We start from the raw sequence: 26286 nt of genomic DNA on the forward strand, positions 1-26286 counted from the left end.
GTGCGAGCGGAGGGATCGTCGGCTCCCTCCGCTCAGGATAGACCGACCGGTACAGTGACGCCAGGAGTCGCCCGGCAATTCGAAGCGGGGGATCATCGACCGCCGGTCAACTCCCGGAGCAGGGCCTCGGCCCGGTAGACCGAGCCCAGCGCCTCGGCGATCACCCGGGAGTCGACCGAGACGGCCCGGGCGAGGGAGTCGTCGTAGCCGAAGTCGAGGATCAGGGAGTGGATGTTGCCGTCGAAGATCAGGCCGACCACCTCGCCGTCGCGGTCGACGACGGGGCTGCCGGAGTTGCCGCCGATGATGTCGGCCGTGGAGACGAAGTTCATGGGCGTGTCGAGGCCCAGTCGTCCGGAGTCCCTGGCCTCGATCCAGGACTCGGGGACGTGGTACGGCTCGACGTCCCCCTCCGATCGGGACTTCTCGAACAGCCCTTCGACGACGGTGTACGGCGGGATTGACTCGCCGTCCTCCTCCCAGCCCTTGACGGTGCCGAAGGCGAGCCTGAGCGTGAAGGTGGCGTCGGGATAGACGGCGTCCCCCTGCGCCCGGAAGAGGGCCTCGGCGATCCGGCCGTACTGGGCCGATTCGACGCCCTCGACCTGGTCCTCCCAGACCTTGCGGACGGCCCGGGACTCGGGGTCGACGGCCAGGGCGAGCGCGATCATCGGGTCGTCGGTCGCTTTGATGGCCTCCGGGCCGCCCTCGACGAGTTGCTTGCGGACGGAGACGTCGGCGAGCCTGGTCCCTTCGACCAGCTCCCGGGCCACCTCCTCGGGCGATCGACCCTTGAGGACGAGCTGCACGACCGGGTCGTCGGCGCCGACGGTCGCTCGCCAGTAGTCGAGCGAGTTGGCGAGCTTGGCGGCCTCGAATCGCGGGTAGATGGGGGCCTCGGAGTAGAGCGCCAGGTCCAGCGAGGCGAGGGCCGACTCCCGGTACTCCCGGAGGCGGTCCTCATTCGGCGTCTTCTGTTCGGCGACGAGGCGGGCGATGGTGCGGGCGATCTGGAAGAGGCGGGACTCGAAGGCCTGGCCGCGCTCCAGGAAGTTGTAGGCGGCGAGGTTCTCGGCCGCGACGGCCCGGGAGGCGGCGATCCTGTCCCAGGCGTCGGCGTACTCGGGGGCCTGAGCCCGGAGGGAGCGCTCGGCCTCGGCCTTCCGGGCCATGAATGCCTCGTTCTGCAAGCCTTCATGGCCGCCGAGGCGGGCCTTGCGGCTGTTCTGGTAGCCGAAGAGGTCCTCCTTGGCCTGCCGGGCCTGCTCCTCGCCGAGTGCGCCGTACTCGTTGAGGAAGGACTCCCGGTTTCGGATCAGGTCGAGCAGGAAGGGGAATCCGGTGTCACGGAAGTATTCCAGGTGCGCCATCGTGTTCAGGCGGCTGGTGCGCCCGGGATGCCCGGCGACGAAGACGAGGTCGCCGGCCTCCGAGCCGTCCGCGCTCCAGGGGAGGAAGTGCTCGGGCCGGGCGGGCTCGCCGTCCTCGTAGGCGCGGAAGAAGGCGACGTCGAGGCAGTAGCGGGGGTACTCGAAGTTGTCCTCGTCGCCGCCGAAGAAAGCGATCTCGAACTCGGGGGCGAAGACGAGCCGGACGTCGGTGTACTTCTTGTAGGTGTAGAGGTGATATTGCCCGCCTTGATAGAGCGTGACCACGTCGTTGCGCAGGCCGTTCTCCTTCGACGCCTCCTGCTCGATGGCGGCCATGGCGGAGCGTCGGGCCTGGGCGGCTTCGGCGTCGGGCATGCCGTCCTCGACGGCGGCATTCACCCGGTCGGTCACGTCCGCGATGGCGACGGTGACGTTCAGCTCGAGGTCGGGCGCGGGCAGCTCGGCCTCGCGCGACCCGGCCAGGAAGCCGACGCGATAGTAGTCGGCCTCGGCGGTGCTGAGCTTCTGGAGCGTGTCGGCGGCGACGTGGTGGTTGGTCATCACCAGCCCGTCCGGGGAGACGAACGAACCGGATCCGCCGTTGTTGAAGCGGACGGCCGACGAGCGGAGGCGGGCGATCCATTCCTCGGTCGGCTCGAAGCCGTACTTCGCCTCGAGTCGCTCCAGCGGCAGGTTGTTGAAGGCCCACATGCCCTCGTCGGCGAGGAGCCTGGGTGTGGTCGTCATGAGGGTGAGCAGGCCGATCAGGGCCGTCCTTCGGATCGGGGTCATCGTCGGATCCACTCCTGCGGGGTGTCGCGTCGCGTCGATCGCGGGGCGGTCGGGCGAAGCCCGCCCGGGCGGGCTCGATTGTCTCAAGTGGGTGGGAGGGGCGCGAAGGGCGCGGGGACCGAACCCCTGCCCCGGTTCAGCGTCTCGCCGGATGCGCTCGCCGGTCGGATGCCAGGGCGAACACCACGCCGGCGCCGGCGAGCAGGAGCGTGCAGAGGGAGAGGCCGATGGCCTCGAAGTTCCTCGGGGGCTGATTCCCCGGGACGGGCCGGATCAGGTCGAGCACCAGCGACGTGACGAGGAATCGCTCATAGTTGTAGAGATAGCCGTTCAGGCTCAGCAGGAAGTACGGCCAGCCGACCGTCGCGAAGCCGATCCAGGCACGCCTCGCTCGGCCCCGCCCCAAAGCGATCCCCGGTCCCGAGGCCAGCAGCAGGCCGACCGTGGTCGAGAACAATGCGGTCGCCCAGAGTTCCGTCTGCTGGCTCAACGCCGCCAGGGCGATCGCCAGCAGGGCGAGCAGGGCCATCGACGCCGCCAGGGGGATCCGGGCCCCGGTCATCACCTTCTTCCGCCGGTGGGACTCGGACCCGAGTCGGGACGGGGCCGGCCCGGGCGAGTTGGGCAGGTCACTCATCGGGGGCCTCGTAGTGTCCCGTCGTGCCCTCCTCGACCGCCTTCGGCTCCCGGTCCTTCAGGATCACTCCCAGGCCGACGAGCACCAGCAGGGCCGCCATCACGCCGAACGCCCCGAGGCCGATCCAGGGGTTTTCGGCCCAGGGGGGTGGCGAGGGGAACCGGCCCGGCACGTCCAGCAGGTCGGCCAGGGCCGGGACGAAGGTGAGGAGGATGGTCACCAGGATGGCCGTGATCGTCCCGCCGGCGATGTAGCCGCTGGACATGAGCACGGCCGGGCTGCTGTCCGACTCCTCGGGGGACGCCCCGCGGAGCCGGTCGACCAGGCCCCGGGCCATGCCGCCGACGAAGATGGGCGCCGAGGCCGCCAGCGGCAGGTACACGCCCACCGCGAACGGCAGGGCCGGAACCCCGGCCAGTTGGAGCACCACCGCGATGAAGACGCCGATCAGCACCAGGCCCCAGGGCAGCGTATTTCCCATGATGCCGTCGATGATCGTGGCCATCAGCGTGGCCTTCGGGGCGTTGTACTTGGAGACCCGACGGCCGTCGTCGGTCTCCTGCACCCGGCCGTTGATGGCGGGGTCGACGTAGACGCGGGTCGAGTCGCCCCGCTTCGCATCCATCGGGACGAGATACTTGCCCCCCTGGATGCCGTCCCGGAGGCGCCAGACCCGATACTCGGTGCCGTCCCGGGTGGTGGTCTCGGTCAGGGTCTCGGGGTCGACGGTGATCGGCCGCTGGTACTCGGCCTTGGTGGTGTAGATCGTCCCGGCGTCGTTGAGCAGCAGCAGGGTGCCGCCGATGACCATCGCCGAGGTCAGGGCGCCGACGAGGATGGCCCACTGCTGCTTGCTCGGGGTGCCGCCGACGAGGAACCCCGTCTTCAGGTCCTGGGAGGTCGTCCCGCCGTTGGAGGCGGCGATGCAGACGACCGCCGCGATCGACAGGGCGGCGAACTGGTACTCCGGCCCGACCCAGCCCCGGAGGACGAACACCAGGCAGGTCAGCAGCAGGGTCGCCACCGTCATCCCCGAGATCGGGTTCGACGACGAGCCGATCTCCCCCGTCAGCCGCGACGACACCGTGACGAACAGGAACCCGAACAGGACGACCAGGATCGCCCCGGCGACCCGGCCGAGGGCGTCCGTCGGGATCAGGGTCGACCCGGCGATGGCCGCGACCAGGCCGATCGAGCCGAGCAGGACGAACGACAGGGGCAGGTCGCGCTCGGTCCTCGTCCGCCCGGACTTCGGCTCGCCGTCCCCCCCGGCCGACCGGCCCCGGGAGGAGAGGTCCCGGAAGGCGGAGCCGGCCGAGGCCAGGATCATCGGCAAGACCTGGAAGACGCTGATGATGCCCCCCGTCGCCACCGCCCCGGCGCCGATGTAGAGGATGTAGTCGCGCTGGATGTCGTCCGGGCCCATCTCGCCGATCGGGGCGACCGCCGGGGCGATCGCCGCCGGGGCGTCGGCCCCGAAGTAGGCGATCGTCGGCGTCAGGACCAGGGCCGAGAGCACGCCGCCGGCCACCATGATGCTGGAGATCCTCGGGCCGATGATGTAGCCGACCCCGAGCAGCGCCGGCGACACCTCCACCGCCACCACCGCCCCCTTGAAGCCGGCGATCGCCCGACTCGGGATGTCGACCCAGAGCCTCATCGCCTGCATCAGGAACTGGTACGCCGCCGCCAGGCCGAAGCCGGCGAAGACGGTCCGGGCGCTGGCTCCCCCCTGCTCCCCCACGATCAGGACCTTGGCGCAGGCCGTCCCCTCGGGATACTTCAGCTCCCGGTGCTTGCGGACGATGAACGCCCGGCGCAGCGGGATCATCATCAGGATGCCGAGCAGCCCTCCCAGCCCGGCCACGAGCATGACGTGGGCCAGTTCCATGTCGTAGCCGAGGATCAAGAGCGCCGGCATCGTCACCCCGACGCCGAAGGCGATCGACTCGCCGGCCGAGCCGGCCGTCTGCACCACGTTGTTCTCCAGGATCGTCGCCCGGCGGGTGCCGAAGGCGCCGGAGAAGGCCCGGAAGAGGGTGATCGAGAGCACGGCCACCGGGATCGAGGCCGAGACCGTCATGCCGACCCGGAGCACCAGGTAGAGCGACGAGGCGCCGAAGACGATCCCCAGCACCGCCCCGAGCAGGACGGCCGACCAGGTCAGCTCGGGCATCGAGGCCGAGTCGGGGACGTACGGCCGGACGCCGTCGCCGTCGCCGTCGGCGCCGGTCGCCCCGATCGGGGAGGACTCGGGGGGGGGCTGGACCGCCATGGGGGTGGCTCCGGGGTCGGATCGGATCAGGTACGGGGTCGCCATCCCGGTCGGGAGGGCGAGCGGCCGTCCGGCCCGGCGGGGGAGAGGTGCCGGGTGGGCCTTCCGGGCCGGAGCGAGTCTATCCGGCACCTCCCGAGGCCGGGAAGGCCTCCGGGGCGCATCGGACGCCCAAGGGGGATTCCCAAGGGCGATGGATGCGAGTACGATAACCTATCCACACGGTCATCCCGACTCGACGACGATCTGAGGTCGTGCGGGCCGGGTCGACCCCCGGGGCCTGAGCGCCCGGCTCCCTTCACCTCACCCTGATCATGAGCGCCGACGCCCATGGAGGGTACACCCGCCCCCCTCGACAAGGCCCGCCAACCGATGCCGGCGACCACCGAGATGATCCGAGGACGCAGCTACACGGCGGTCGGCGAGGCCATCGCCCGGGACGCCGAGTCGATCATCGAGGCCTGGGCCGATCGGGCCCGGGCCCAGGGGCACGGCCGGCCCGGCTCGCACCGGGCCGAGTTGCGCGACCACCTGCCCTCCTTCCTCCGCTGCCTCGGGGACGAGCTGGCCACCCCCGGGCCGCCCGACGAGGACGGCCCCCGCCGACGGGCCTCCGAGCATGGCCGGTTCCGCTGGCAGGTCGGCTGGGATCTGGCCTCGGTCGTGGTCGACTACCAGTTGCTGCAGGTCGTCCTCCTGGAGCACCTCCGGTCGACCCTGGGCCGGGACCCCAGCGCCGACGAGGTCATCGCCCTGGGGGTCCACCTCGACGACGCCGTCTCGGCCGCGGTCGTCGCCTTCGTCGAGCACCAGGAGGGGCAACTCGACCAGGCGCACCGCAGGCTCAACGAATTCCTCGGCGTGCTCGGCCACGAGCTGCGGAACCCGCTGGGCACCATCTCCGTCGCCCTGCAGCTGGCCCGGATGGGGGGCCCCGCCGACGAGGACCTGGCCGACGCCCTGGAGGTCATCGGCCGGAGCGTCGGCACCATGTCCCGGCTCATGGACGACATGCTCGACGTCGCCCGGATCACCCGGGGGGATCTGGAACTCCGCCCCGACCGGGTCCGGCTGGCGGACGTGGTCTCCGCCGCGGTCGAGGCCACCCGGCCGATCGTCGAGGAGCGGCGGCACACCCTGACGGTCTCCGGGCCTCCTCCCGAGCTGACCGTGGAGGCCGACCCGACCCGGCTCCAGCAGGTGATTGTCAACCTGCTGACCAACGCCGCCAAGTACACCCCGCCGGGGGGGGCGATCGAGCTGCTCTCCGACCGGGACGGGGCCTCGGCCGTGGTCCGGGTCCGGGACACTGGCGCCGGCATCGCCCCGGAGTTCCTCCCGCAGCTGTTCGAGCTGTTCAGCCAGGCCCCGGAGCACAACGGCAAGGGCCTCGGGATCGGCCTGGCGCTGGTCCGGTCCCTGGTCGAGCAGCACGGCGGGACGATCTCCGCCCAGAGCGACGGCCCCGGCTCGGGCAGCACCTTCGTCGTCCGCCTCCCCCTGGCCGACCCGATCGCCGGGGACGGGGGACGGGCCCCGGCCCCCCCGGCTCCCGGGATCGGGGCGACCCCCCGCCGCATCCTCATCGTCGACGACGAGCGGGACGCGGCCCGCATCCTCTCGACGTTGCTGGAGCAGGACGGCCACGCGGTCCGGGTCGCCCTCGACGGCGCCTCGGCCCTGGTCGAGGCCGCCGACGTCGCGCCGGACCTCGTCCTGCTCGATTTGGCCTTGCCCGACCTCGACGGCTCCGAGGTCGCCCGGAGGCTCCGAGACGGCCGCGCCGACGGCGCGTCGGGCCCGATGATCGTCGCCCTCACCGGCTACGGGCCCGGCCAGCGGCCCGGCGACGACCCGGCCACCGAGGGGGACGGCTTCGACCTGTTCCTGACCAAGCCCGTCGGGCCCGACGCCCTGGCCCGGGTCTTCGCCCTGCTCGACCACCAGGCCGGCGACGATTCCCGGCGGTGAGCGACCGACCGGCCGGTCTCACCGGGAGAGGCGGAGGATCCAGTCGGTCAACGTCCCGGTCCAGAGGCCCATGCAGGCGATCGCGGCGATCAGCCCCAGGGTCACCGCCAGCCTCGCCCGCAGGGCGATCATGGCCGACCGGTGCTCCACCCGCCTCAGTTCCCGGGCGAGGGCGGCCAGTTGGGCCTCCAGCGAGTCGAAGCGCTCGGTCAGCAACTCCGTAGGCATGGCGGCCTGCCCCGGGCCGTCGGAGTCCCTCGAATTCGCCGTCAGCGCGTTCCGGGTGCTGTCCCAGCGGCGTCTCCGCTCGTGCAGCGCCAGCCGCTGCAGTCGCTCGAACACCTCGGGTTCCCTGTCGTTGCTGCGCTCGGCCATCTCCGCGCGACTCCGCATGCCGGTCCGGACCTGGAGCGATCGCCCCCCCCGACAACCCTAGGTCATGCTTCCCCGGCCGTCCGCCGCTCCCTCCCCGACGGCCCGATGCCCCGGCGTCCCGAGGAGCGTCGGGGACTCGGGCCCCGATCGGCACGGCCCGCGCGAGCCGGCGGCTCGGTCCCGATCCGATTGGCTGGGAACGAGTTGGGCCGCACCCCGGGGTCGATGATGCGGCCCCAGGCCGGCGCCGGTCGGCCTCAGGGCGAGGTCGGTTCGGGTCCAGGACCTCGGGGCGAGGGGGCCGAATCGGTCGCGAATTCCGGTCCTGGATCGGGAGGGATCGCGTCGTCCCTGGTACAATGCCCGGCCGGAGGGGCGGGAGGGCGGGGCCGACCGGGCGGGATCAGGGACGAGCGGCGATGACCGGATCGGGGTCGGGGGATGAGGACGGGCTGATCCGGGCGGCCCGGGCGTTCCGGGACGGCCGGATCGATCGCCGGGCGTTGCTCGACTTCGTCGAGACCTGGGCCTCGGTCGATCCGGCCGCCGACGGTGGCGACGCCCGGGCCGGTGCCGGTGCCGGGCCCGGGCCCGACCCGAATGAGACCATCGCCCTCGATGAGACGACCGCCTTCCCCGGCGGGGTCCGGGGGCCCGACGCGGGCCCCGACGCGCCTACGCAGGGGGGCACCGGGACCCGGTTCGAGGTGCTCGACCTCCACGCCGAGGGGGGCCTGGGGTCGGTCTACCGGGCGATCGACGCGGAACTCGGGCGTGAAGTGGCCCTGAAGCAGATCCGGCCCGAGCGGGCCGACGACCCGGAGAGCCGGGCCCGTTTCGAGCGCGAGGGCACGATCACCGGCGCCCTGGAGCACCCCGGGATCGTGCCCGTCTACGGCCGGGGCCGGTTCGACGACGGCCGCCCGTTCTTCGCCATGCGGCTCGTCCGGGGGCGGAGCCTCCGCGAGGCGATCGCCGACCTCCACCGCAACGGCTCCCCCGGCCCGGCCGGTCCCCACGCCGGCTCGACGCTCCGATCGCTGGTCGGCCGGCTCGTCCAGGCGTGCCTCGCCGTCGAGTACGCCCACAGCCGGGGGGTCGTGCACCGCGACCTGAAGCCCGAGAACATCCTGCTCGGCCCCTTCGGCGAGACCCTGGTCGTCGACTGGGGCCTGGCCCGATCGGGGGCGACGGGGGCCCCGGATCCCATCGGCCCGGGGCCGACGGCCCCGCCCCCCCCGGCCGGCCGGCCGGGGCCGGATCCGGCGTCTTCCCCCGTCCATGGGGCGTCGGGCGGGCGGATCCCGGCGGGGGGGACCCCGGCCGGCCCCCCCGGCCCGGCGTCGGACCCGTCTCCCCCCCGCCCCGAGCCCGGGGGGCGGGGGACGGAGCATGACCCCCCGGCCCGGCGGGCGGCCCCGCACCCGGCCGACGACCCGACCGAGCCCGACGGCGGCACCGCGCCCTGGGCCGCGGGGCCGGGCGTGGTCGAGGCCTCCGAGGCGGATTCCTGGGCGACCCGGGCCGGGCACGTCCGGGGGACGATCGGCTACATGAGCCCCGAGCAGGCCCGGGGGGACCACCGGGCCGTCGGCCGCCGGAGCGACGTGTTCGGGCTCGGCGCCTCGCTCTATTGCCTGCTCGCCGGGCGGGCCCCCATCTCCGGGGCCGACGGGATGTACGCCTCGCTCTCCCGGGCCATCCGGGGCGAGGTCGAGCCGCCCGGGGCCCTCCGGGACGGCGTCGACCCGGACCTCGAACGCATCTGCCTCAAGGCCATCGACCCCGACCCGGCTCGCCGCTACCCGACCGCCCGGGCCCTGGCCGAGGCCCTCGACGAGTGGCTCGCCGAGGAGCGGGCCCGCACCGCCCGGGCCCTGTTCACCTCCGCCCTGGAGGCGTATGCGGCGTTGGTCACGACCGTCGAGGACCGGCTCGGCTCGCTCCCCGCCGCCCGGGAGGCCCGGGAGGAACTGCTCTCGACCGCCGTCAGCGGCCTGGAGGGGCTGATCGAGCACGCCGAGCGCGGCCAGTCGGCCGAGGTCGAGCGGGCCCTGGCCGAGGCCCACCGCCAGCTCGGCGAGATCGCCCTGCGGCTGGGCCGGTCGGCCGAGGCCCACGGGCACTTCGAGCGGAGCCTCCGCGCCTTCGAGGCGCTGGTCGGCTCGGGGCGGCCGGAGCCGGGGGACCGTCGGGGGTACTCCGTCGTCCTGGGACGGCTCGGCGACGTCAGCCGGCGGCGGGGGGACACCGCCTCGGCCCTGCGATTCTATCGCCGGGGGCTGGTGGCCGCCCGGGCGCTGGCGGCCGTCGAGACCCGAAGCGGGAGGGCCCAGCGCGGCCTGGCGATCGCCTACGGCAAGCTCGGCGACCTGGCCCGGCAGTCGGGCGACCCGGCCCGGGCCCGCACCTACATCCGACGCAGCCTCGCCATCGCCGAGTCGCTCGCCCGGCTCGCCCCCGAGGCCGGGGAGGCGACCCGGGGCGTCGCCATGGCCCTGGACAAGCTCGGCGACGTGGAGCGCCAGCTCGGCGCCCTCGACGCCGCCCTCGACTACTACCGCCGCGCCCTGTCCGTCGCCGAGTCCCTAGCCTCCTCCCGCCCCGACGACCCGGCGTCCTCCCGAGGGGTGATCATCTCCGGCAACAAGCTCGGCTCGCTGCTGCGGCTCTCCGGCGACCTCGACGGAGCGAGGGCGGCATTCGGGCGGTCGATGTCCCTCGCCGAGGCGAGGGCCGAGGCCGACCCCCAGGACGTCGACGCCCGGCGGGACCTCGCCATCTGCTGCGACCGCCTGGGCGACGTCTGCCGACGCTCAGGGGACCTCCCGGCCGCCTCGGCCCACTACGGCCGGGGCCTTTCCCTGGCCAGGTCGCTGCTCGACGCCGACCCCGACAGCGCCCAGGCCCGCCGGGGCACGGCGATCGCCCTGAACAAGCTCGGCGAGCTGCACCGGCTCTCCGGCGACCTCGACGGCGCCGCCCGGGTCCACCGAGAGGCCCTCGCCCTGATCGGGCCCCTCGCCGATTCCTCCCCCGACGACGTGCAGGTCCAGCTCGACGCGGCCCACGCCTGCCAGCGGCTGGGCGACCTCGACGCCTCCTCCGGCCGACCCGACGCCGCCCGCACCTGGTATGACCTCGCCCTGGCCCGACTCCGCCCCCTCGCCGCCCGGGGCATCCTGCCGCCGTCGTGCGAGGGGTGGATCGAGGCGCTGGAGGGGCCGATGCCCGGCGGGGGAGGCCCTCGTCCCTCGTCCTGATCGTCGCGACCGGGAGGAGCCGGGATCCCGCCCCCGGCGGCCGACGCGCCCGGACCCGTCCGACCCCGCCCGGCCCGAGGGGGCGTCGGCCGCGTGGGCGGAAGACCGATCGGGCCCCCCCGGCTTGTCGTCGAGGGCCGTCCCGAGGGCCCGGGGCGCGCCCCTTGCGTCCGCCGGGGGGCTGGCGCACCATGCGGGTCGAACCCCCCGCTCGGGGGCCATCGAGACCCCATCGGCCCTGGTGGGCCCGGCCCCGATCGCCGGCCCCCTACCCCATTGAGGATAGCTCATGAATCGTCGCAACCCGGTTGTCGCCCGGCTGGCCCTCGGCGTCCTCGTGGCCTCGGCGTGGACCGACCCGTCCGCGGCCCGGCAGGGGGATGGGGAGGACTGGGCCCGGGTGGTCGAGGACGACCGGGCCATCACCATCGAGACGGACCTGATCGAGGCGGTCATCCCCAAGAACAGCCCGAAGCACTGGATGACCGGGATCGAGAAGGGCACCTTCCTCGACAAGACCACCGGCTTCCGGGAGGCCGGCGACGGCCTGATGGTGATCGACTGGCTGATGGAGCCCGGCAGCGACGCCGAGTGGCAGGAGCAGGTCTTCGCCCCCGACGGCGACGGCGTGGGCCGGTACACCTGGTTCGAGAACGAGACCGACCCCGCCCGTCGCGAGTACGCGCTAATGGCCCACGGCAGCAGCCACCGCAAGCGGATGGTCGAGGGGCCGCAGCTCTGCCACCGGATGAAGCCGGTCGAGCCGGAGGTCATCCGGGGGGACGACTTCGTCGCGGTCCGGACGACCTACCGATTCGAGTACGCCGCCCCCGGCCGCACGCCGGGCTCGCGCTGGACGCAGCTGATCGTCTTCCCAAAGGGGGAACGGTACTTCGTCCTGATGGACCGGGTCGACAGCGTGAACGACTCCCCCGAGCTGTTCCTCCGCAACGACACGCCGGGGTGCGTCCGCCACGAGCAGGGGGACACGTTCAGCGAGATGTACCTCAGCTATCTCGGCGGGCCGGACGGGGTCCGGATCCCCTCCGGCGAGTTCTTCAACCCCTTCCCCCCCGACCTGAAGTTCGGCTACCGGCGGGACACGCACCGCGTCCCCGAGCACTTCATCCGGGCCTACCACCTCCGAGACCCCGAGACCGGCGCCGACGGCCCCTGGCTGGCGGGCCTGACTCTGGACCCGTCGGTCGTCTACGAGGCCTGGTGCAGCCAGCGACCGGGGGGGATCATCGTCATGATCGAGGAGATCCACGGCCGCCCGACGAAGGCCGGCGAATCCTTCAGCGCCGCCCACGTCGTCGGCTACTTCGACGACATCGAGGCCATGCACGAGGTCTACGACCGGTATGAGGGCCACACCGGCCTGGTCGTCGACGAGGGGGGCTGGCGGCTGGTGGGGTCGACGCCGACCCCGGGGGAGTGACGGGGGCCGGCCGGCCCGACCCCCCGGGTCAGGAGGGGGTCGGGGTGCCGTTGATCGGGGCCGGCGGTGGCCCCGATTCGGGCCCGATCCCGGGCTCAGGGTCGGGCTCGATCGGGGCGGGGGGCTCCTCGAAGAAGGCGCCGATGCGGCGGAACTTCTGGTAGCGGTGGTCGAGCAGCCGGTCGGGGGGGATCTCGGCGAGCTTGCGGAGCGACCGGGTGAGGAAGCCCTTCAGGGCGACGGCGGCCCCCCGGGGGTCGCGGTGGGCGCCGCCGGGGGGCTCCTCGACGACCTCGTCGATGATCTCGAAGCGGAGCAGGTCGCGCGAGGTCATCTTCAAGGCCTCGGCGGCGCGGTCCTTGCGCTCGGCGGTCTTCCAGAGGATGGTGGCGCAGCCTTCGGGGCTGATGACGGAATAATAGGCGTGCTCCATCATGCCGACCCGGTCGCCGATGCCGATGCCCAGGGCGCCGCCGGATCCCCCCTCGCCGATGACGACGCAGACGATCGGGGTGTCGATCTGGCTCATCGCCATCAGGTTTTCGGCGATGATGGCGGCCTGGCCCCGCTCCTCGGCCTCGATGCCGGGGTAGGCGCCGGGGGTGTCGATCAGGCAGATGATGGGCAGGCGGTGGCGTTCGGCCAGCCGCATGGCCCGGAGGGCCTTGCGATAGCCCTCGGGGTGGGCGCAGCCGAAGTTGCAGGAGGTGCGTTCGGCCAGATCCCGTCCCTTCTGGTGGCCGACGAACATGACCTTCTGCTCGCCGAGGTGGGCGAAGCCGGTGACCAGCGCCGGGTCGTCGCCGACGGCCCGGTCGCCGTGCAATTCGAGGAACTGGTCGAAGATCAGTTCCAGGTAGTCTCGGGACTGGGGCCGGAGCTGGTGCCGGGAGACCTGGACCGTCTCCCAGGGGGAGAGGTTGGCGAAGATGGCCCGCTTCAGGCCGACCAGCTCCCGGCGGACGGTGCGGATCTGGTCGGTCAGCCCGGCGGCATCGCCGCCGCCTCCGGCCTGGCGGGCCTCCAGCTCCAGCAGGCGGGCCTCCATCTCGAAGATGGGGGCCTCGAAGGGGAGGCGATACTGGTTGGCGGGCCGGGTGTTGGTGTTCGGGTTGGTGGCGGGGGGCATGGTCGGCCGCCTCCTCCTGGCGCGGGCCGTCGGCCGGGCGGGGCCGGCGCGAGTGCGGGTGGTGGCTGATGTCGGATGGTCGAGGCCGGTGGGGTCAGAAGGACATGCGGTCGGCCATCGGATCGGGGTCGTCCTTGAAGATTTTGATGCGGTTGAAGGCGGCGAGGAACTCGCGGAGGTCCTTGATCCGGTCGGCGGGCTTCTTGACGAGCATCCTCATGACGAGGTCGGAATATTCCTTGGTGATCTGCTTGTTGTGCGAGGTCGGCGGGATCGGCCGCTCCTTCATGTGCTTGTTGAGCAAGTCCATCGGCGAGTTGGCCCGGAAGGGCTGGCGGCCGGTGGCGAGCTCGTAGCAGGTGATGCCGAAGCTGTAGATGTCGGAGACGCCCGAGGGGGGCATGCGGCTGATCACGTCCGGGGAGATGTAGCTGTACGTCCCCTCCCTCGGCGGCTTGCCGGCGAACAACTTGCCCAGGCCGGTGGGGATTTTCTTGGCCAGGGCGTAGTCGATCACCCGGACCTCCCCCGACCGGTTGAGCAGGATGTTCTCCGGCTTCACGTCGCGGTGGGCCCAGCCCTTCTCGTGCATGTAGGCCAGGGCCTCGGCGGCCTGCCGGAGCACCGTGTGGGGGCGGCCGGCGGGCAGGGCGTGCTCCTGGGGCTTGCCGATGACCAGCCTCAGGGTGATCCCCGGGAAGTAGTCCATCACGAAGTACGGCGAGGGCTTGGCGTTGACGAATTCATGCACCCGGATCAGGCTCGGGTGCGTGAACATCTGGCCGAGCTTGGCCTCGAAGGCCAGGGCCCGGCGCTCCTCGCCGTCGGAGGCCCGGCTCTCCAGCAGCTCCTTCAGGGCGAACCGGCGCCCGGAGCCCTCCTGGGCCACCTCCATGATCACGGAGTTCTGCCCCATCTGGAGCACTCGGACGATGCGGTAATTGCCGATCCGGTCTTCACCGGCGGTCGCGGTTCCGGTGGCCACGGGCGCTCCTCGGGGGCGGGGCCCCGGGCCTGGGGTGGGGAGGGGCGGCCCGGGGCGAGACTGCTCGGCGCGATCCTTACGATCTTACCAAACCGGCGGCCGGGCACAACGCGCGTCGGGCCGGCCGCCGGGGCGCGGGGCCCGCTCAGATCTCCGTCCCGTCGGGGATGACCGAGAATTTCGGCACGACCACCACGCCGTCCCGGATCACGAACAGGCCGTGGTCGTCCGAGTCCTGCACCCGATCCCGGTTGAGGATCTTCACCCCCCGGCCGATCCGGGCGTTCTTGTCGATGATCGCGTTCTCGATGATCGTGTCGGAGCCGATGCCGATGTTCGGCCGCCCCTCCCGGCGGTTCTCCTGGATCCGGCGGTCCCCCTCGAACACGTCGGCCCCCATGATGTACGACTCCCGGATCGTCACGTTGTCGCCGATCTGGGAGCGCAGGCCGATGACCGACCGCTCCAGCACCGAGCCCCGGCCGATCGCCGCGCCGTCGGCGATCAGGCAGTCGCTCAGCGAGGAGCCGGCGATCTTCGACGGGGCCATGTAGCGCGGCCGGGTGAAGATGGTCTTGTTGTCGGCCGCGAAGTCGAAGGGGGCGTCCATCCGGGTCAGGTCGATGTTGGCCTTGTGGAAGGCGCCGATGGTGCCGATGTCCTCCCAGTAGCCGTCGAAGGGGTAGATCTGCACCCGGGTCTGCGGGTCGGAGATGGCGGACGGGAAGACCCCCTTGCCGAAGTCGTCGGCCTCGATCCGCGAGAGCAGGTCGACGAGCACCTTGCGGTCGAACAGGTAGATGCCCATGCTCGCCAGGTACGGGCGATTGCCGGCCCGGATGCCGCGCTGCTCCAGCCAGTCCGGGTCGGTCCGCACCGCCTCGAGGGCGTCCCGGGTCTTGGGCTTCTCGACGAAGTTGCGCACCTGGCCGTCGTGCTCGATCTGCATGATGCCGCAGGCGGTCGCCTCCTTCTCGTCCACCGGCAGGGCGGCGATGGTGGCCGCGGACTTCGTCTCGCGGTGCAGCCGGATCATGTCCCGGAAGTCCATCCGGTAGAGCTGGTCCCCGGAGAGGATCAGGATCAGGTCGCTGGGCTCGTGCTCGATGAGGCCCAGGTTCTGGCGGACCGCGTCGGCGGTCCCCTGGTACCACTCCTGGTTCTCCATCGTCTGCTGGGCCGCCAGGATCTCGACGAAGCCGCCGCCGAAGGAGTCGAACTTGTAGGTGTTGGAGATGTGCCGGTGCAGGCTCAGCGAGTTGAACTGCGTGAGCACGAACATCCGGTTCAGCCCGGAGTAGATGCAGTTGGAGATCGGGATGTCGATGAGCCGGTACTTGCCGGCGATCGGCACCGCAGGCTTGCTCCGGGAGGCGGTCAGCGGGAACAGTCGGGTGCCCCGGCCGCCGCCGAGGATGAGGCAGGTGACGCTCTCTCGGGACATGGTTCGCTCCCCTGTGGCCGGGCCGGGCCTCGCCGCTCGGGCGGGCCGGCGCGGTGAACTCGTCTCGGATGCCGACCCATGCATCCGCCGCGCCGCACGTCCAGTCAGTCGATCCGGCCGGGAGGCCCGGGACCGGCCCGTCGACCCCGGCGGGGCCCGAGGTCCGGGCCGGCGAGCCCCCCTCGGCCCGCCCCCCGGGCGGGGCCGACGGCCCTCGCCCTCGGCCCAGCTCCGCCCCGAGGCGCCCCCGCCCTCACCAGCCGAGCGACATGTTCGACTCGATCACCCGACGGGCCTGGTCCAGGTCGGTCCCGGTCTGCTGCATGTACAGGCGGACGGCATGAAGCTTATCACCCCGGGCGCTGGACAGGCACTCCCGGGCCTTCGTACACGGGTCGATCCCGCCCTCGATCCCCAGCAACCGTTTCGAGATCACCCAGGCGTCCCGGGGCCGATGCGTCACCCGGAGGACCTCCTCGCCCGGGTAATTCGACTCGGCGAAGGTCCGCGCGGCCGACTCATTGTCGACACACGCGATCATGATATGGGAAGTGGTCTCGACCTCGAAGAGAGGCATGGCGACAGCCCCCGTTCATGACGAGTCGGGCGGACGGCCGCAGGACGTGACGTGTCGGGCGGACGGCCGCGGGGCTCGACGGAAGGTGATGGGAATGGGTATTCCGCCGTCTGGCATCCTAAGAGTCGCCCCCGGGGCGGTCAAACCCCCAACGCCGGGAAATGGCGAGGGGGCGCCGGTCGTCGGGCCGGGGTCGGATGGTGGGATTCCCGAGGATCAAACCGACATCCCGGGAGGGGGCGGTCGTGCGACGGGCCCCCGGCCGTGCCTCCCGGGGGGCGGGCACCCGCTCGCGACGGGCGGCCGGTCTGCTACGATGGCGAGGATCAGGCGTCCGGCCCGGGATGCGGGGCCCTCGGGCCGGTCCGGGGTCGGCCCGGTGCCAGCAACCACCGAGGGGGAGTCGAGGATGACGGGACGCGATCGGAGGCCGATTGGCCGGACCGGGGCGCGGTGGCGAGGGCTGGCGGCGGTCGGGCTGATGTCCCTGGCGGTCGACCCTTCGGCCCTCGCCCGCCAGGACGAGGGGCGCGGGCCCCGGGGGCCGGAGGAATCCGCGGCGCAGGTGCAGCCCGACCCCGGCCTGCGCGTCGAGCTGGTCGCCGCCGAGCCCGACGTCACCAGCCCGGTGGCGATGGCCTTCGACGAGCGCGGCCGGCTCTGGGTCGTCGAGATGCGCGACTACCCCAACGGCCCCGCCGAGGGCCGGCCCCCCGAGGGCCGCATCGCCCTCCTCGACGACCCCGACGGCGACGGCCGCTTCGAACGGATCTCGACCTTCGCCGACGGCCTCCTGTTCGCCAACGGCATCCTCCCCTGGAAGGACGGCGCGGTCGTCACCGCCGCCCCCCACGTCGTCTGGCTGAGGGACACCGACGGCGACGACAGGGCCGACCGCCGCGAGGTCCTCTACGAGGGCTTCGCCGTCGAGAACCCCCAGCTCCGGGTCAGCCACCCGACGCTCGGCCTCGACGGCTGGATTTACGTCGCCAACGGCCTCCGGGGGGGCCAGGTCCGCCGCGCCGGCGACCCCGACGCCGAGCCCGTCGACCTCTCCGGCCGCGATTTCCGCTTCGACCCGATCCACGACCGCGCCGAGGCCGTCGCCGGCATGGGCCAATACGGCCTGACCTTCGACGACTGGGGCCGACGCTTCGTCTGCACCAATCGCAACCACCTCGTCCCGATCATCCTGGAAGACCGATACGCCCGCCGGAACCCGTACCTCGCCGCCCCGGATCCCGCCTCCGACAACCAGGCCGCCGGGGGCGCCGCGTCGGTCTTCCCGCTGGTCGACCAGTTCACCACCTCGTCCCTCCACATCGGCAGCTTCAGCGCCGCCTGCGGCGTGACGATCTACCGGGGCGACCTCCTCCCCGACCCCTACCGGGGCTCCGCCTTCACCTGCGAGCCCACCGGGAGCCTCGTCCACCAGGAAGTCCTCTCCCCCGACGGCGCCGGGTTCGACTGGCACCCGCCCCGAGAGGGGGTCGAGTTCCTCGCCAGCACCGACCCCTGGACCCGCCCCGTCTCCCTCGCCCACGGCCCCGACGGCGCCCTGTACGTCGTCGACATGTACCGCGCCGTCATCGAGCACCCCCAGTGGATGCCGCCGGAACTCCGGGACCGCCCCGACCTGCTCGACGGCAAGGACCGCGGCCGGATCTGGCGGATCGTCCCCGAGGATCGATCCGAGCAGCCGCGGCGCCCCGACCTGGCCTCCGCCTCGACCCCCGACCTCGTCGAGGCACTCTCCCACCCCGACGCCTGGCACCGGACCACCGCCCAGCGTCTCCTCCTCCAGAATCAGGATCCCGACGCCGTCTCCCCCCTCCGGGAGGCCGCCCGGGGCTCCGACTCCCCCCTCGCTCGGGTCCACGCCTCCTGGCTGCTCGACCACGCCGGGGACCTGGACGACGAGACCATCCTCGGCCTCCTCCGGGCCGACCACCCCCGCCTCCGGGAGCAGGGCGCCCTGCTCGCCGAGCGTCGGGTCGCCGACTCTCCCCCGCTCCAGGAGGCCCTGATCGCCCTGGCCGACGACCCCGACCCCCGGGTCCGCTTCCAGGCCGCCCTGGGGCTCGGATTCTGGGACTCCGACCGCATCCTCGACCCCCTGGCGACTATTGCCCTCCTGGGCGCCGATGACCGCTGGACTAGGGCCGCCGTCGCCAGCGCCGTCCCCGACCGGGCCGGGTCACTCGTCCTCACCCTCCTCTCCCCGGCCCACGACCTCGCCGACGATCCCGACCCCGGCCGCCTCGAACTCCTCCGGGAGCTGCTCGCCCTGGTCGGGGCCCGACGAGACCCCGACGAGTGCGCCTCCGTGCTCTCCGCCCTCTGGGCGATCGACCCGGATTCCAACCCCGATCGCTGGATCCTCGCCGGGCTCGACGGCCTCTCGGAGGGCCTCTCGCGGCGTGGCACCCGCCTCGACGCCTTCCTCGGCCAGCTCCCCGAATCCATCGCCGACCGCACGGCCGCCGCGCTCACCGGGTTCGCCGAGATCGCCGCCGACCCCGACCGCCCGGTCGAGGCCCGCACCGACGCCCTCCGGCTCCTCGCCCATGCCCCCTGGGACGTGGCCGCCCCCACCCTCTCCTCGATCCTCCTCGACGAGCCGATCCAGGACCTCCGGATCGCTTCGGCCCGCGCGCTTTCCTCCCGGACGGAGCCGGAGGTCGCCGCGATCCTGCTCGGACCCTGGCGGGCCCTCACCCCCGCCGTCCGCCGGGAGGTCGCCACCGCCCTGCTATCCCGCCCCGAGCGGGCCTCGGCGCTGCTCGACGCCCTCGACGCCGGGCTGCTCTCCCCCGGCGACCTCGACGCGACCCAGTCCCGTCGCCTGACCGACCACCGCTCCCCCGAGATCCGGGACCGGGCCCGATCCCTGCTCGCCTCCCGCCTCCCCGGCGACCGCGCCGAGGCGCTCGAACGCTACCGGGCCGCCCTCACACTCCCCGCCGACCCGCACCGGGGCCGGGAGGTCTTCCGAAGGGCCTGCGCCGCCTGCCACGTCATCGAGGGCGTCGGCACCGCCGTCGGCCCCGACGTCGGCGACACCCGCACCAAGACCAAGGAACAGCTCCTCTCCGACATCATCAACCCCAATGGGGCGATTGATGCGAATTACGTCACCTACACCGTCGCTACCGTCGACGGCCAGGTCCTCGGCGGCCTGATCGCCTCCGAGACGGCCTCCGCCCTCACCCTCCTCCGCGCCGAGGGCCAGTCCGACACCGTCCTGAAGCAGGACATCGAGGAGATGCGTTCCGACGGCATCTCCCTCATGCCCGAGGGCATCGAGAAGGACATCACCGTCGACCAGATGGCCGACCTGCTCGACTACCTCAAGGACTGGCGCTACATGGACGGCGCCGTCCCCGTGGGGGATGGGGGTTGAGCCTGATAGGATGGCGGTCGACTGCCGGCCCATTACAATCGGGGAGGGAGCCCCTGAATGTCTCAGTGCCGGGGATCGACCATTGGGAGTCGACGTCGCCGATGGGAATCACCGACTTCCTGGGGGGGAGGGGCGAGGCGATTGCCTTCGCCAGGCTCACGCGAATATGCCGGACAGACGCCGACCTGCCATTCTTCTGGCCGCATTTTCTGGGTGAGAAATGCGAGACCTTCGACTTCCTGGTGGAACTTGTCGACGCGGGGGAAAGAACGCCGTTCTTCTTCGTTCAAGTGAAGACCACACGCAAGAGCTTCACCACGACCCAGTCGCCGCCCCGGCTCCGGGTCGAGGTCGCCGAGAAAGACATCCGCCGGATGGCCTCATATCCGGCGCCGACCTACATCATCGGCGTCCAGGAAGTCGAGGAGCGAGCCTTCATCGTGTCGGTCCTCGGAACCATGTCGGACGCGATTTCGTCGATCTCGACGGCCCACGAGCTCACCGGTGAGACCCTTTGGCTGTTGTGGGACGAGGTCCGCGATTACTGGCGGGAACACGAGATGAGTCATCTGGCCTCGTCATTCCTGAACTGAGGTGACGCCGTGACGGAGGATGCAATCGCTCGGCTGATGGAGGATCGGGCACGGGCATTGGCCGCGATCATCCTGACCCGCAGGGGCGACCTGACGATCTCGGAGACCAGCCAGGAGGCCGGCCTGGATTTTCACGTCACCATCGCTCGCGAAGACAAGCCAATGCGGCTCATCTTCGGTGTCCTCATCAAGGGGATCCCCTCGCCCCTGACGATCGAACAGGCCGACCGGGTCCTCGGGCCGACGATGGGGCAGTTCCAGGGGATGAGGAAGTTCACCTACCCGGTCTGCCTGTTCTTCTTCACCCTCCGCGAGGACCAGGCGTTCTTCTCCTGGCTCGCCGAGCCGGCCCTGATCGGCGACGCCCCCAAGCTCGTCCACCATCGCGAGCCCCATTGCGTCCAACTGACCGATGAGCTCCTCGGGCGGGTCGTCGATCGGATTGTCGGCTGGTACGACGCGGTCGAGGCCGTGCTAATCGTCTAGCAGCGCCCTTCGTGTCGAGTCTCGACCGAGTCCGATCGTCCCCTCCATCGCCCGGAGCCCCACCCTCCCATGAGCGCCGCCCCGACCCCCGACCCGATCGCCCTGGCCGACCGCCTCGCCGCCCTGTACACGCCGGTCGTCGCCGACGTGCTCGACCGCATCGGCTACCGGGACCAGTGCCCCCGGGCCGACGTCCGGCCGCTGGCCCCCGACATGCGCTGCGCGGGAGTCGCCCGGACGGTGCACACGGTCGTCTCCCCGACCCTCGACCCCCCCGAGCCCTACAAGGGGGAGATGGAGGCCGTGGACGCGCTGAAGGCCGGCGACGTGATGGTCGTCTCCCGGTGCGAGTGGAGCTTCTGGGGCGAACTGCTCTCGACCGCCGCCCGGTACCGGGGCTGCCGGGGCGTCCTGATCGACGGCTTCACCCGGGACACGAAGGCGATCATGGAGATGGGCTACCCCGTCTTCTGTCGGGGCATCCACCCGGCCGACAGCCTCGGCCGGCTCGACGTCGACGCCTTCGACGTGCCCATCGAGTTCGGCGGCGTCTCCGTCCGCCCCGGCGACCTCGTCCTCGCCGACCACGACGGCATCGTCTTCGTCCCCGCCGTCGCCGCCGAGGAGGCGATCTCGAGGGCCGAGGAGAAGGTCCGGGGCGAGAACCTCGTCCGGGACAAGCTCGCCGAAGGGATGACCGTCACCGAGGCCTTCCGACGCTTCGGGGTGCTCTGATCCCGCGCCGATGCGAGTCGGTCGGCCCTCCGATCGACTGCCCCGCCCGAAAACCGCCCGATTCGAGTGACTGCCCCGCCCCGATTCCGCGATGATATAGGCATGGGACGGCCCCCTGTCCGTCCCCGGCGGTCACCTTCCTCGCCCCGGGGGAGACACGGCCGGGCCCCGTTCGTTGGAAATCCGGATGCTCGACGAGGCCGGACCCTCGGCTCGCGAGGCCGGCCCACGCGCCCGGTCGAGTCGATGCTCCTCCGGTGGCCCGGCCTCGGCGACGATGGACCGCTCGGTGTCCCGAATCCGCATCGGGTCGGGACCGGGAAGGCGCCGATCAAACCCGCCTGCCGATTTGGCGGTCGCCGCCCCGGTGCCTCGGGCCCCCTCGATCCCCGAGGCGAGGCCGGAGCCGTTCCCGAAACGGACGGGCTACCTTCGGCGTAAGTTCTTTCGGGGAAACGAGGGACCGAATGTTGCCTCCTGCTCGCTGAGGCGCACCGCCCGCCCCGGGGTCCGTCCCGGTGGATCTCGGGCGCGCATCCGCGAGGGGCGCGACTCTCGCAGGCCCGGGAAAGATTTCGGCGCCGAACGAAGCCACCTGCCGATCCGGCAGGCGGCATCCCCTCCTCCGCTCGGCCCGATTCGGGGGCCTGGCGGAGGCGCCTCGATTCCCGAAACGACGGCGGAAGGGAGGACGCAACTCCTTGCCACGAATGGGCGAATCGCCCCAGGACACCGGCACGCCGGGGCGCACCGTTCGCGTCCGAGGGGACAGAGCCCGCCCCGCCCCGGACGCTCGACTCGCGGCCGACCTCGGTTCCGCCGACGGGGACCGGTCGACCCGGAAGACCGGCTCCGATTTCCCGGAACGAACCGAACGGCGATGGCGTAACCCGTTCTCAGACAAGAATAAACCCGGTGTCGCCCCCGCTCCTCTCGGGCGCACCGGGCCGATGGGGATGGGATCGCATCCTCAAGCCCGGCCGGGCTGACTTCAGGCGTCCGGGTCGATCGGGAACATGGGCCGACGGATGCGGAGATAGGAGAAGCGTCTCGGGTCGATCGCGGTCAGGCCCGGGGTGTCGACCTCGATGATCTCCCCGGCGATCGGCCCGTAGGCGGCCTTGTAGGCGACGGCGGCCTTGGCGACGAGGATCGACCGGGAGGCCGCGTCGATGCCCAGGCTGGTGAGCTGGCCCAGGCTGAACGGGGGCGTCCGCAAGGTGTTCAGCACCAGCAGGATCGGGCCGGGCAGCTCGACCACCGCCGTCGGCCCCTGGTCGTTCAGACGGCGGCCGCCGTGCCGGGCCTGTTCTTCCACCCAGGTCCCCTCGTGCAGGGATCGGACGACCCCCGACACCGACACCGGCCCGCCGTACTCGGCGCCCCCCCGGCCTCCCACGGGCCGCTCGAAGCGGGCCCCGGGGCCGATCGCACGGGCCTCGGCGACGGCCTCGGGGTCGTGGATCACGACGACGGCGTCCCGGGCCCCCTGTCGGATCAGCTCGGAGAGCAGCAGGGTGCCGTCCCCCGGCGTCCCGCCGCCGATGTTGTCCCCCAGGTCGACCAGGACGACGGGCGATCGGTCGGAGGCGATCGCCCGGCGGACGGCCTCGGCTGCCTCGGGGCGTCGGACATCCAGCTCGTGGCGGATCTCCCACATCCGGGCGGCCAGTTCGTCGGCCACGGCCCGGGCAAGCCCGCGGTCGCCGTCGGCCACGGCGATCACCGACGGACCCATCTCCGGCACGTCGGCATACGGGAACCCGGCCATCAGGCTGACCGAGATCATCCCCGGCCGGCGCTCGGCCTGCCGGGCCATGCCGAGCAGCGACCGCATCGGCTCCCGGTCGGTCTCCTGCCCCAGCAGGTTGATGATCAGGGGGGGGCTGGCGACCTCGGTCACCGGGCGGGATTCCCCCCGGACTGCCGAGGCGACGACCCGGGCGGCGATCAGGCCCCGCTCGCGTTGGTCGACGTGGGGGTAGGTCTGATAGCCGACCAGGGCGTCGGCGTGCCGGGCCATCGCGGGGGAGACGTTGGCGTGGTAGTCCAGCGAGGCGACGATGGGGCGATCGGCCCCGATCGCCGCCCGGAGGCGTCGGAGGACCTCGCCGTCGGCGTCGGGGTGCCCGGGGGTGACCATCGCCCCGTGGAGTGCCAGCAGCAGGCCGTCGACCGGAGCCCGGCGGAGGGCGTCGATGATCCGGGTGACGACCTCGTCGAGGACCGAGTCTTCGACCGGCCCGCCCGGGGTGGCCCAGGCCATGGTGGTCGGCACCGCCTCGAGGCCGAACCGGGAGACCCCCTCCAGGAACCCGCCGACCTCGTGGTGGGCGTCTCGCCAGACGGGGAGCAGGTCCGCCCCGTCGGCCAGGCTGCCGGCCCGGAAGTCGTCCAGCCCGGTGGCCGTCCCGGAGAAGGTGTTCGACTCGTGCATCAGGCCGCCGACCGCGATCCGCATGGGGATCCACCTCCGGTTCCTCGGATTCCTGCGGGGCGTCGACTCCCGCCCGGTCGTCGGCCTCGATCGAGCCCCTATCCTCTCGGGGGAGCCCCGACCTGTCGAGGAGGCAGCGGCGGACGACGCCCGTGATCCCCATCAACGACCGACCTCCCGCTCGACGCATTCCCCCGAGAAATCGGTTCCTGACGACCCGGGGACCTGCTCCCTTGCGACCGGCCCCGTGGCCGGGCATCATCGCCGCCGGAGACCGCCCCCATGTGCATCGCCCACCCCCCCGCCGCGATCCGGATCCTGCTCGACCTGCTCGACCGCGCCTACGACCACAAGTCCTGGCACGGCCCGAACTTCAGGGGGGCGGTCCGACGCGTCTCCGCCGAGGTCGCCCGATGGGGGCCGGGCCCGGGTCGGCACTCCATCGCCGAGCAGGTCCTGCATGCCTCCTACTGGAAATACACCGTGAGGCGTCGGATCCGGGGCGACCGCCGGGGGTCGTTCGCGATCCGGGGGAGCAACTGGTTCCCCGTCGGCCCCGACCTGGACGACGAACGGTGGCGGGACCATCTCCGGTTGCTGGCGGAGGAACACCGGAGGCTGAGGCTCACCGTGGCCGAACTGACGCCCGATCGCCTGGCCGAGGTGCCCGAAGGGGGCCGGTCGGACCTCGAAGGGCTGATCTCGGGCATCGCCGCCCACGACGTCTACCACGCGGGCCAGATCCAGCTCCTGAAACGCTTGCACGCAAACTGATAAGAAGGGATGAGAGGCCCCGGCGGCCGGGACCGGCCGCCTCCTCGACCCACCCGGAGCCCGGCCGGATCAGGCCGAACCCGACCCGGACGGAGAGACTCATGCATCGACGCCGATGGCTCCAGGCCTCGACCGCCCTCGCCGCCTCTCCCCTGATGTCGCTTGCCCGGGCCGGTGCCCCACTCCGGGCCGAGGCCGGCGACGGCGAGGGGGTGATCGACCTCGGATCCCGACGCGAGCTGTTCGTCGACCGGTACCTGATCGACCGCCTCGACGGGGATGCCCGTATCGCCCTAGAGCGGCCGAGGGACGAGGGGATTGTCCACCGCTTCGACCGCCCCTACGAGGGCCCCTTCTGCGGCTACGCGACGGTCATCCACGACGGCCCCCTGTACCGCCTCTATTACCGGGGCCTGCCCCGGGCAGGGGTCGACGGTAGCGCCGCCGAGGTCACCTGCTACGCCGAGTCGACCGACGGCATCCGCTGGGACCGCCCCGAGTTGGGCTTCTTCGAGTACGACGGGAGTAAGGCGAACAACATCGTCCTCGCCGGCATGCCCCCCTTCTCGCACAACTTCTGCCCGATGCTCGACCCCCGGCCCGGCGTGCCCGGCGACCGGCGCTACAAGGCCCTCGCCGGCACCGGTAAGTCTGGTTTGCACGCCTTCGCCTCCGACGACGGCATCCGCTGGCGACGGCTCGGAGACGGCCCCGTGATCGCGCAAGGGGCGTTCGATTCCCAGAACGTCCCCCTCTGGTCGGAGCACGAGGGGAGATATCTTTGCTACTTCCGGGTCTTCGTCGACGGCGACCGCCGGATCGCCCGGACGACCTCGGAGGACTTCCTCCGCTGGACCGAGCCCGAGCTGATGTCCTACGGCGACCGGCCGGTCGAGCACCTCTACACGAACCAGACGAGCCCGTACTTCCGGGCTCCCCACCTGCTGATCGGCATTGCCGCCCGGTTCATGCCCGGCCGCCGGGTCATCTCCGCAGAGCAGGCCGAGGCGATCGGCGTCGACCCGGGCTACTTCGGCGACTGCTCCGACGCCGTCCTGATCAGCTCCCGGGGGGGCGACCACTATGATCGCACCTATATGGAAGGGTTCATCGTCCCCGGGATCGGCCCCGAGAACTGGGTCTCCCGGACGAACTACCCGGCCCTGAACGTCGTGCCGACGGGCCCGGCCGAGATGTCGGTCTACGTCAACCAGAACTACGGGCAGGCCACCGCCCACCTCCGCCGCTACTCGATGAGGCTCGACGGCTTCGCCCGGGTCCGGGCCGGGTACGACGGGGGCGAACTCGTCTCGAAGCCGTTGACCTTCGACGGCCGCCGCCTGGAGCTGAACTTCGAGACCTCCGCCGCGGGCGGGATCCGGGTCGAAGTCCGGGATCCCGAGGGGGGCCCGATCCCCGGCTATTCGCTCGCCGAGTCGGTCGAGACGATCGGAAACGAGGTCGGACGGGCCGTCTCCTGGCGGGGCGGCGAGGACGTCTCCCCGCTGGCCGGGCGGCCGGCCCGCCTGAGGTTCATGCTCAAGGACGCGAGCATCTACGCGCTCCAATTCACCTCCTGACCCGACGACGGGGGACCGA

At 72.1% G+C, this 26286-nt stretch carries 18 protein-coding genes; 9 read left to right on the forward strand and 9 right to left on the reverse strand.

Features of this window, described 5'->3' with window-relative positions; all coding sequences use genetic code 11:
- Window positions 1-92: 92 nt before the first annotated feature.
- From ElP_RS01890 to ElP_RS01900, 3 genes are all read right to left on the reverse strand, one after another.
- Window positions 93-2162, reverse strand: a complete 2070-nt coding sequence (locus tag ElP_RS01890) for a S46 family peptidase (protein ID WP_145266726.1) — start codon at window positions 2160-2162, stop codon at window positions 93-95.
- Between the two features lie 136 nt (window positions 2163-2298).
- Window positions 2299-2799, reverse strand: a complete 501-nt coding sequence (locus ElP_RS01895; RefSeq protein ID WP_145266728.1) for a hypothetical protein — start codon at window positions 2797-2799, stop codon at window positions 2299-2301.
- Window positions 2792-5074, reverse strand: coding sequence for an OPT family oligopeptide transporter (locus ElP_RS01900; RefSeq protein ID WP_145266730.1), 2283 nt, complete (start codon window positions 5072-5074; stop codon window positions 2792-2794). Before ElP_RS01900 ends, ElP_RS01895 begins: the two co-directional genes overlap by 8 nt.
- 372 nt (window positions 5075-5446) lie before the next feature.
- Between ElP_RS01900 and ElP_RS01905 the strand changes: the two genes are divergently transcribed.
- The gene (locus tag ElP_RS01905; RefSeq protein WP_231749400.1) at window positions 5447-7045 is read left to right on the forward strand and encodes a hybrid sensor histidine kinase/response regulator; all 1599 of its coding nucleotides are present in this window, start codon (window positions 5447-5449) and stop codon (window positions 7043-7045) included.
- 18 nt (window positions 7046-7063) lie between these two features.
- Here the strand turns inward: ElP_RS01905 and ElP_RS01910 are convergent, their stop codons facing one another.
- On the reverse strand, window positions 7064-7420 hold the full coding sequence (locus tag ElP_RS01910; RefSeq protein WP_145266734.1) for a hypothetical protein: 357 nt from the start codon (window positions 7418-7420) through the stop codon (window positions 7064-7066).
- 419 nt (window positions 7421-7839) lie between these two features.
- Here ElP_RS01910 and ElP_RS01915 point away from each other — a divergent pair, with 419 nt between their 5' ends.
- Complete coding sequence (locus tag ElP_RS01915) at window positions 7840-10683, forward strand: serine/threonine-protein kinase (RefSeq protein ID WP_197446651.1); 2844 nt, start codon at window positions 7840-7842, stop codon at window positions 10681-10683.
- 289 nt (window positions 10684-10972) lie between these two features.
- Window positions 10973-12124, forward strand: a complete 1152-nt coding sequence (locus ElP_RS01920; RefSeq protein WP_145266738.1) for a hypothetical protein — start codon at window positions 10973-10975, stop codon at window positions 12122-12124.
- A 28-nt stretch (window positions 12125-12152) separates the two neighbouring features.
- On the opposite strand, the gene ElP_RS01925 is transcribed toward ElP_RS01920, so the two are convergent.
- The 4 genes from ElP_RS01925 to ElP_RS01940 form a co-directional block, all read right to left on the reverse strand.
- A complete protein-coding gene (locus tag ElP_RS01925; RefSeq protein WP_145266740.1) occupies window positions 12153-13253 on the reverse strand; it encodes an acetyl-CoA carboxylase carboxyltransferase subunit alpha in 1101 nt (366 codons plus the stop codon).
- A 94-nt stretch (window positions 13254-13347) separates the two neighbouring features.
- Window positions 13348-14238 carry a serine/threonine protein kinase gene (locus ElP_RS01930; protein ID WP_231749402.1) on the reverse strand — a complete coding sequence of 297 codons (891 nt, stop codon included), beginning with the start codon at window positions 14236-14238 and terminating at the stop codon, window positions 13348-13350.
- Window positions 14239-14383: 145 nt separating this feature from the next.
- The gene (locus ElP_RS01935) at window positions 14384-15682 is read right to left on the reverse strand and encodes a glucose-1-phosphate adenylyltransferase (RefSeq protein WP_145266742.1); all 1299 of its coding nucleotides are present in this window, start codon (window positions 15680-15682) and stop codon (window positions 14384-14386) included.
- Between the two features lie 253 nt (window positions 15683-15935).
- Complete coding sequence (locus tag ElP_RS01940; protein ID WP_145266744.1) at window positions 15936-16259, reverse strand: DUF6793 family protein; 324 nt, start codon at window positions 16257-16259, stop codon at window positions 15936-15938.
- A 409-nt stretch (window positions 16260-16668) separates the two neighbouring features.
- Between ElP_RS01940 and ElP_RS40495 the strand changes: the two genes are divergently transcribed.
- The 4 genes from ElP_RS40495 (at window position 16669) to ElP_RS01960 (ending at window position 21476) form a co-directional block, all read left to right on the forward strand.
- A complete protein-coding gene (locus ElP_RS40495) occupies window positions 16669-19662 on the forward strand; it encodes a PVC-type heme-binding CxxCH protein (protein ID WP_197446652.1) in 2994 nt (997 codons plus the stop codon).
- Between the two features lie 101 nt (window positions 19663-19763).
- A complete protein-coding gene (locus tag ElP_RS01950; RefSeq protein WP_145266748.1) occupies window positions 19764-20255 on the forward strand; it encodes a DUF4365 domain-containing protein in 492 nt (163 codons plus the stop codon).
- Window positions 20256-20264: 9 nt separating this feature from the next.
- A complete protein-coding gene (locus ElP_RS01955) occupies window positions 20265-20741 on the forward strand; it encodes a DUF4365 domain-containing protein (RefSeq protein WP_145266750.1) in 477 nt (158 codons plus the stop codon).
- A gap of 69 nt (window positions 20742-20810) precedes the next feature.
- Complete coding sequence (locus tag ElP_RS01960) at window positions 20811-21476, forward strand: RraA family protein (RefSeq protein ID WP_145266752.1); 666 nt, start codon at window positions 20811-20813, stop codon at window positions 21474-21476.
- A gap of 991 nt (window positions 21477-22467) precedes the next feature.
- Here ElP_RS01960 and ElP_RS01965 read toward each other — a convergent pair.
- Entirely contained in the window at window positions 22468-23937 is a 1470-nt protein-coding gene (locus ElP_RS01965; protein ID WP_145266754.1) for a M81 family metallopeptidase, read from the reverse strand.
- 258 nt (window positions 23938-24195) lie between these two features.
- On the opposite strand from ElP_RS01965, the gene ElP_RS01970 reads away from it, so the two are divergent.
- Together ElP_RS01970 and ElP_RS01975 are read left to right on the forward strand one after the other, a co-directional pair.
- Window positions 24196-24687, forward strand: a complete 492-nt coding sequence (locus ElP_RS01970) for a DinB family protein (protein ID WP_145266756.1) — start codon at window positions 24196-24198, stop codon at window positions 24685-24687.
- Between the two features lie 101 nt (window positions 24688-24788).
- Window positions 24789-26267 (forward strand): glycoside hydrolase family protein, encoded by a 1479-nt coding sequence (locus ElP_RS01975; protein ID WP_197446653.1) that lies wholly within the window; start codon window positions 24789-24791, stop codon window positions 26265-26267.
- Window positions 26268-26286 lie beyond the last annotated feature (19 nt).

Origin of the sequence: Tautonia plasticadhaerens, assembly GCF_007752535.1 — a bacterium.
In the GTDB taxonomy this organism is placed as follows: domain Bacteria; phylum Planctomycetota; class Planctomycetia; order Isosphaerales; family Isosphaeraceae; genus Tautonia; species Tautonia plasticadhaerens.

Coding starts and splice junctions, on each gene's coding strand:
- ElP_RS01920 (WP_145266738.1), top strand. CDS start 10,973: ATGAATCGTCGCAACCCGGTTGTCGCCCGGCTGGCCCTCGGCGTCCTC.
- ElP_RS01895 (WP_145266728.1), bottom strand. CDS start 2,799: ATGAGTGACCTGCCCAACTCGCCCGGGCCGGCCCCGTCCCGACTCGGG.
- ElP_RS01975 (WP_197446653.1), top strand. CDS start 24,789: ATGCATCGACGCCGATGGCTCCAGGCCTCGACCGCCCTCGCCGCCTCT.
- ElP_RS01900 (WP_145266730.1), bottom strand. CDS start 5,074: ATGGCGGTCCAGCCCCCCCCCGAGTCCTCCCCGATCGGGGCGACCGGC.
- ElP_RS01940 (WP_145266744.1), bottom strand. CDS start 16,259: ATGCCTCTCTTCGAGGTCGAGACCACTTCCCATATCATGATCGCGTGT.
- ElP_RS01960 (WP_145266752.1), top strand. CDS start 20,811: ATGAGCGCCGCCCCGACCCCCGACCCGATCGCCCTGGCCGACCGCCTC.
- ElP_RS01965 (WP_145266754.1), bottom strand. CDS start 23,937: ATGCGGATCGCGGTCGGCGGCCTGATGCACGAGTCGAACACCTTCTCC.
- ElP_RS01950 (WP_145266748.1), top strand. CDS start 19,764: ATGGGAATCACCGACTTCCTGGGGGGGAGGGGCGAGGCGATTGCCTTC.
- ElP_RS01910 (WP_145266734.1), bottom strand. CDS start 7,420: ATGGCCGAGCGCAGCAACGACAGGGAACCCGAGGTGTTCGAGCGACTG.
- ElP_RS01890 (WP_145266726.1), bottom strand. CDS start 2,162: ATGACCCCGATCCGAAGGACGGCCCTGATCGGCCTGCTCACCCTCATG.
- ElP_RS01905 (WP_231749400.1), top strand. CDS start 5,447: ATGCCGGCGACCACCGAGATGATCCGAGGACGCAGCTACACGGCGGTC.
- ElP_RS01915 (WP_197446651.1), top strand. CDS start 7,840: ATGACCGGATCGGGGTCGGGGGATGAGGACGGGCTGATCCGGGCGGCC.
- ElP_RS40495 (WP_197446652.1), top strand. CDS start 16,669: ATGACGGGACGCGATCGGAGGCCGATTGGCCGGACCGGGGCGCGGTGG.
- ElP_RS01935 (WP_145266742.1), bottom strand. CDS start 15,682: ATGTCCCGAGAGAGCGTCACCTGCCTCATCCTCGGCGGCGGCCGGGGC.
- ElP_RS01970 (WP_145266756.1), top strand. CDS start 24,196: ATGTGCATCGCCCACCCCCCCGCCGCGATCCGGATCCTGCTCGACCTG.
- ElP_RS01925 (WP_145266740.1), bottom strand. CDS start 13,253: ATGCCCCCCGCCACCAACCCGAACACCAACACCCGGCCCGCCAACCAG.